Below are 6,969 nucleotides of genomic sequence, written 5' to 3'. Positions count from 1 at the left end.
TTTATTTCGCAGCTATATTGATCACTGCTAACAAAATGTAAACACTACGTAGACACACCCAACGAACCCAACATCCCAGATCTCATCCGTTACGGGTGCAAAATGGCAACTGGTAGCGGCAAGACCGTCGTGATGGCGATGCTTATCGCGTGGGCGTTCTGCAATCGCGGCAAAGTGTCTTCCGACGAGCGCTTCCCGCAGGCAGCACTCGTCGTTTGTCCAAACCTCACCATCAAAAAACGGCTGCAGGTGTTGCGTCCCGAAGATAGTGATAACTACTACGACGAATTTGAACTCATTCCGACAAAATTCCGTCCGTTGCTCAACAGCGGGAAGGTGATGGTTACCAATTGGCACCAGTTTGCACCCGAATCGCCGCATAGTGAAGGTGGTCAAACTTATACCGTTGTCGATAAAGGTGCGGAAACACCGGACGCTTTTGCCAAACGGGTCTTGGGAGAACTCTATGACAGCACCCCGATTATGGTGTTGAACGATGAAGGACATCACGCCTACCGTCCTGCACCGACTGACGATAGACTCTCTGCTGAAGAAAAAAAAGAACGCCAAGAAGCCACCGTTTGGATTAGCGGTTTGGATAGGTTTAACCAAGCATGCGGTGTGAAGTTTTGCGTTGATCTTTCCGCTACACCCTTCTACATCCAAGGCAGTGGGCACATTGAAGGCAAACCCTTCCCGTGGCTCGTCAGCGATTTCGGTTTAGTGGACGCGATTGAGAGTGGTATTACCAAGATTCCACGGTTACCTGTCAGTGATAACACCGGTAGACCTGAACCCAGATATTTTCGACTGTGGAAGACAATTACGGACGATCTTTTGCCAGCAGAGAAATTACCGGGTGGAAAACCCAAACCTGAAGTAGTCTACCGAGAGGCAGAGGATGCTCTTAATACGCTTGCAAGCCAGTGGAATGAACGCTTTGAATACATTCAGGAAGCATCAGATGCCCAAGAGAAAACACCCCCTGTGCTAATTATTGTTTGCGATAATACCTATATCGCGGAGCATTTTTACCGGGAAATTTCCGGTGAACGAGTAGTAGAAGTCATTGCCGAAAACGACACAAGTAGAAAAGGACGAAAGAAGAAAGAAACCGAAATAACCTACGGGAAAGGGTCGGTCTTTCCAGAATTCCTTGACAACAGCAACGGTGTTACACGAACGCTGCGGATAGATAGCAAAATATTGGCAAAAGCAGAGAGCGAAGATCCAAATAAGAACCGGAGCCAAGCTGCTGAAGACTTGCGGCAAATCGTCGCGACAATTGGCAAACGTGGACAGCCTGGTGAACAGATCCGATGCGTTGTCTCCGTCGCTATGCTCAACGAAGGATGGGATGCAAACAATGTTACACATATTCTCGGATTGCGCGCCTTTAGCAGCCAATTGCTCTGCGAACAGGTCGTTGGACGCGGGTTACGCCGCATGAATTACACACCCGATCCAGAAACCGGTCTACTCACCGAGGAATACGTCGATGTCTACGGCATCCCGTTTTCGGTCATCCCTTTCAAAGGCAGGCGTACGAACGCCCGAGAACCTGATGACAAACCACTGAATCATGTACGAGCAGTCCCCGGACGGGAACACTATGAGATTCGATTTCCAGTTGTGGAAGGATACGCCTTCGCACTGCAAAAAAACGAAATCAAGGCTGACATCAAATCAATGGAACAACTTCACCTTGAACCGGAACTCACCCCAACCGCCGTTTTTGTTAAAGCGGCAGTTGGTTATCATATTGGACAAACAACCACTTTGGGGCCCGGTGAGTTCAAAGAGCAAAATCGGGAAGAATACTATAAAACAACACACATCCAAGCTATCAAATTTGAAATTGCTGGGCAGATTGTCTGGAAATTAGTCGGCGACCATGAAACCTCAACAGATCCAGATAGCAATCCAAAACGTAGACTCTTCGCTCGACACCGTCTCTTTCCACAAGTTTTCAGGTTAGTTGATGCTTATATTGAGACAAAAGTTGATTTCCAGGGATGTAATCGTTGTGAACTCGGACACCAAAAATATGTAATGCGGATTGTTGAACGATTGCTGGCAGCAATCCAACCAGATGAAACACAAGGCGAAGTTCCACTGCTGCCTATCTTGAATCGCTATAAATCCGTTGGTACATCAGCTGCTGTGGATTTTTTCACTAAACGCACATGCCATGGTACACAACGAAGTCAGGTCAATCAAGTTGTACTGGATACCGAAAAATGGGAACGCTCTGCCTGTTTTTGGTTGGAGCAATCCGAATCTGTAAAATGCTATGTTCGTAATGACCACCTTGGCTTAAGTATTCCCTATGAATACCAAGGCGTTACGCATAGTTATGAACCTGATTTTATCGTCAGACTCAGGAATGGGGTTAATCTAATTTTGGAGACTAAGGGATTTGAACCCGATCAGGATCTTATGAAACGTGAAGCCGCGAAGCGATGGGTTACCGCGGTCAATAATTGGAATCGAGAGAAACTTGGAGAACCAGAGCAACGGGGACGATGGGCTTTCTATGTCACTAAAAACCCACAACGCCTAAGACACGAACTGAATTGGTTGCTATCTTCTGAAAGTTGACGTTTCCTATTTCGTTCACAAGCGGTGCGGTTGGGGGATTTGGTCTTTAAATAGACCAAATCCATTCCTTGTATTACATTCCGCACCTACCGCGTAGTGAGAATCCACTGTAGGGGGATTCCTAATCCCGACACCCCTATCTTCCACCCTTCTAAACACCAACCGCTAACAGCCAATCACCAAAATACATTTGACATAAAACCCAAAATGTGTTACGGTATTAAAATTAACCTTTCGCATAACAGACAACCACGCACATCACAACAAGGAAAACGCTATGGCACGTTCGAGACAGTCAGATCTGTCGTTGATGGAACTCTATAAACAGGTAAAAAAACAACACGGAGACGCGATTCTTCTCTGTCGCGTCGGCGATTTCTATGAGGCGTTCTTTGAGGATGCAGAACTCATCGCACGCGTCCTTGAAATCGCCTTGACAGCAAGAAGTCATAAAAACCAACAATCCCCACCGCCACCGATGGCAGGTATCCCACACCACGCACTCGATTCTTATCTCTATAAACTCGTCAAAGCCGGACATAAGATCGCCATCTTAGAGCAGACCGAAGACGCAAAAGTGGCACGCGATGAGAACCGCCTCGTCAAACGCGATGTCGTCCGAATCGTTACACCCGGCACCGTGACCGATCCGAAGGTGCTTGAGCATAAGGTGAACAACTATATCGTCTCCATCTATCTCAATAGAGGCACTTATGGCGTTGCGATTGCAGATATTTCTACCGGTGAATTTTTCGTGACCGAACTGACAGACCCCTCGCGGCTCTGGTCAGAGATTCACCGTTTTTCCCCGAAAGAATGCCTCTTCTCCGATACGTTTGAGGACGAAGAGATGTTTGACCGTCTCAAAACCGAACTCAAGGTGACCCTCAACAACTTACCCGACTGGCGTTTTGAAACCGACACTGCCCGCACGGAACTCCTTGAACATTTTCAGACAATTTCGCTTGACGGATTCGGATGCGAACATCTCCCGACGGCTATCTCTGCGGCAGGCGCGCTCATCTATTATCTCAACGAAACACAGAAACAGGAAGTCGAACACATCGTCTCTCTCCAGACCTATACCCTCTCAGACTTTATGGTGCTGGATGCAGATACACAACGCAACCTTGAACTCACAGCCTCCATTCGCGACGGTTCCACAAAAGGGACACTCCTTGAAGTCCTTGATCAAACGGTGACATCAATGGGGGGTAGGAAGATACGTCAATGCCTCTTGCAACCGCTCCTTGATGAAAAAGAGATTGAAGAACGCCTCAGGGCAGTCGATGAACTCAAAACCCAGATTAACCTGCAAGAGGAATTGCGCGAAGCACTTAGACAGATGTTTGACATAGAGCGGCTTATTTCGCGTATCAGTCTCGGCTCTGTAAATGGACGCGACCTGCATGCCTTGAAAGAGTCTCTCTGTCTGATTCCCGATGTCAAGGTGCAGCTCCAAAATTGCGGTAGCGCGCTGTTGGTGTCTCTTAACGACGCATTGGATACGCTTCCGGAGTTAGTCGAATTGATTGAACACGGTATTCATCCGGACCCGCCCGCAACAATTCGCGAAGGCGGCATCATAAACGACGGCTATAATGAGGAACTTGATGAACTTCGGCAGATTGTAGGGCAAGGAAAGGACTGGATCGCTGCAATGCAAGAAGAAGAACGCAAACGGAGCGGTATTCAGTCCTTGAAGATTGGATTCAATCAGGTCTTCGGTTATTACATTGATGTAACAAAACCGAACCTACACATGGTGCCTGACGACTATATCCGCAAACAGACGCTTCGGAACTCTGAACGGTTCATCACACCCGAACTCAAGGAGCAGGAGGCAAAGGTGCTGAACGCAGAAGATCGGATACAGACGTTGGAGTATGATCTCTTCTGCCAGATTCGCGAGGAGGTATCCAAATGGACGGAAGCCATCCAGCAGATTGCGGGGGCGGTCGCAATGACGGATGTTCTCGCCAATTTCGCCTATATCGCATCGAGATACAACTACGTCAAGCCGACCGTGGCAGCGGTGGATGAGATCGTTATCCGGGACGGTAGGCATCCTGTCGTCGAACAACTCTTCACGCAAGAGGGTTTTGTTCCGAACGATACAATACTCAACTGTGATGACGAGCAGTTGCATATCATCACGGGACCGAATATGAGCGGCAAGAGCACCTATCTCCGTCAAACCGCACTCATCGTTTTGATGGCACAAATCGGGTGTTTCGTGCCTGCCTCCGCTGCGAAAATCGGATTGGTGGATCGGATTTTTACACGGGTCGGTGCCTCGGACAACCTCGTGATGGGGCAGAGTACTTTCCTCGTTGAAATGAACGAGACGGCAAATATCCTCAACAATGCGACCCGAAACAGCCTCGTCATCTTCGACGAAGTCGGTCGCGGCACCAGCACGTTTGACGGACTCAGCATCGCATGGGCGGTATCGGAGTACCTCTTAGATGAAAAACGGATGGGTGCGAAAACGCTTTTTGCGACACACTATCATGAGTTAGTGGAACTCGCCAGCAAATATAAACGTGCGAAGAACTACAACGTTGCTGTCCATGAGGATGGACAGAAGGTGACGTTTCTCCGAAAGGTTGTTCCGGGTGGCGCAGATCAGAGTTACGGAATCCACGTTGCACGACTCGCTGGGTTACCACAAGTTGTAATCACCCGCGCGCAGCAAATACTCGAGGTGCTTGAACAGCACAACCTCAGCGTCGAGGCAGATGGCGCGACCGGACAGTCCGCAAAAGGGCATCCGACGATGCCGAAACCCCGCCGCCGCGTCTCACGAAAAACAATGCAAAGCGATTCGCTGCAGATGGCACTCTTTACACCTAAGACGCACCCCCTCGTCGAAGAGATCCAACAATTGGAACTCTCACAGGTAACGCCGTTGGATGCAGTGAATATTCTTTATGATTTAAAGGCAAAAGCGGAGAAGTCTTAAGATTAGGCGGCAGCGATGCAGTCCCCTTCTAACGCACCGAGCGTGACGCGCTGGATCTGATTAATCGCGCTCTCTGGCGCGTCCACGAGGACCCGAAGATAGTTGTCGGTGAAACCGGCGAGATGGTTATTTTGCCCCTCTCTGCTCGCTTCGATGAGCACCTCTTTCTGTTTCCCAAGCATCCGTTGTCGAAATGCTGTGTTGAGGCGTTCGCCGAGCGCAATCATCGTCTGACTACGTGCAGCAGCGACGTGCGGTGATACCTGATTCGGATAGGTTGCTGCGGGTGTGCCTTTGCGTGGGGAATAGCGGAACACATGAAGTTGGCTGAACCCGATGTCTTCAACGAACCGGCACGATTCCTCAAAGTGTACGTCCGTTTCACCGGGGAACCCGACCATAATATCGGTTGTAATCCCGACATCTTCACCAAAGACATCTCGTAAGTTCTCAACGAGGTGCGCGAACTGTGCGGTGGTGTAACGCCTGCGCATCTGTCGCAATATTTCATCGGAACCGGCTTGAACTGGTAGATGGAAGTGGGGCATGCATTTCGGGAGTGCTGCCATCCGTTCACCGAGGCTATCTGGGAAATACATCGGTTCGATGGAACTGAAACGGATTCGTTCGATGCCTTCAATGTCGTGGATATGCGCTAAAATGTCGACGATGTCTCTGTCCCTACCGGTATCCATACCGTAGGCACCCAGATGCACACCGGTGATGACGATCTCTTTGATACCGCTATCAGCGATACGACGTGCTTCGTCAGCGATATCGTTGAGCGGACGACTCGTCATCCGACCGCGCACATAAGGGATGATGCAATACGTACAAAATGCGCTGCAACCGTCTTGCACCTTGATAAGGGCGCGTGTCCTTTTACCAGCATCACTCACACCTTTGCTGAAGCGTGCGTGTTCACGGATAGCGTCGTGTTGAACGGGTTCTATGGAGAGAAGCGGGTTCGGTGTGTGTGCTGTTTCAGGAGTCAAAGACGGTGTTTCGGTGTGCAATACGTCGAGGTAGCTCTGAAAATCTGCCTTCTCTCTATTGCCGAAAACGAACGTTACACCCGGTATCTCTTCAATCGTCTCGCGGTCGCTTTCGGCATAGCAACCGGTAACAAGCACTTTCGCATTCGGATTTTGACGGATCGCTCGCCGAATGACCTGCCGTGCCTTCTGGTCAGCGGTATTTGTTACGGTGCATGTATTGATGAGATAAAGGTCAGCACCCTGACGCGATGTTTCATCGTCGAGGACGGTATATCCGTTGCGATAGAGGGTTTCGCGCATGGATTGTGTATCGTATTGATTGACCTTGCAACCCATCGTAATGAGTTTTGCGGTTCTCATGAATCTTTTCCGCTTCCGTTTCTGTTTTCTGAGTAAATATTATAC

The 6,969-nt window shown here is 49.3% G+C and carries 3 protein-coding genes; 2 read left to right on the top strand and 1 reads right to left on the bottom strand.

Features of this window, described 5'->3' with window-relative positions:
* Positions 1-84 precede the first annotated feature (84 nt).
* Both OXN25_13025 and mutS read left to right on the top strand, forming a co-directional pair.
* Positions 85-2,601: a DEAD/DEAH box helicase family protein gene (locus OXN25_13025; protein ID MDE0425781.1), complete on the top strand. Its 2,517-nt coding sequence runs from the start codon at positions 85-87 to the stop codon at positions 2,599-2,601.
* Between the two features lie 277 nt (positions 2,602-2,878).
* The gene (mutS, locus tag OXN25_13020) at positions 2,879-5,566 is read left to right on the top strand and encodes a DNA mismatch repair protein MutS (protein ID MDE0425780.1); all 2,688 of its coding nucleotides are present in this window, start codon (positions 2,879-2,881) and stop codon (positions 5,564-5,566) included.
* A gap of 2 nt (positions 5,567-5,568) precedes the next feature.
* Here the strand turns inward: mutS and mtaB are convergent, their stop codons facing one another.
* Complete coding sequence (gene mtaB / locus OXN25_13015; GenBank protein MDE0425779.1) at positions 5,569-6,924, bottom strand: tRNA (N(6)-L-threonylcarbamoyladenosine(37)-C(2))-methylthiotransferase MtaB; 1,356 nt, start codon at positions 6,922-6,924, stop codon at positions 5,569-5,571.
* Positions 6,925-6,969 lie beyond the last annotated feature (45 nt).

Source organism: Candidatus Poribacteria bacterium (assembly GCA_028820845.1).
Lineage (GTDB): Bacteria > Poribacteria > WGA-4E > WGA-4E > WGA-3G > WGA-3G.
Note: the sequence above shows the minus strand (reverse complement) of the source record. Positions and strands in the feature narration are given on the sequence as shown.

What these genes read in the sequence shown, in the direction of transcription:
- mutS (MDE0425780.1), top strand. Translation starts at nt 2,879, where the DNA reads ATGGCACGTTCGAGACAGTCAGATCTGTCGTTGATGGAACTCTATAAA.
- mtaB (MDE0425779.1), bottom strand. Translation starts at nt 6,924, where the DNA reads ATGAGAACCGCAAAACTCATTACGATGGGTTGCAAGGTCAATCAATAC.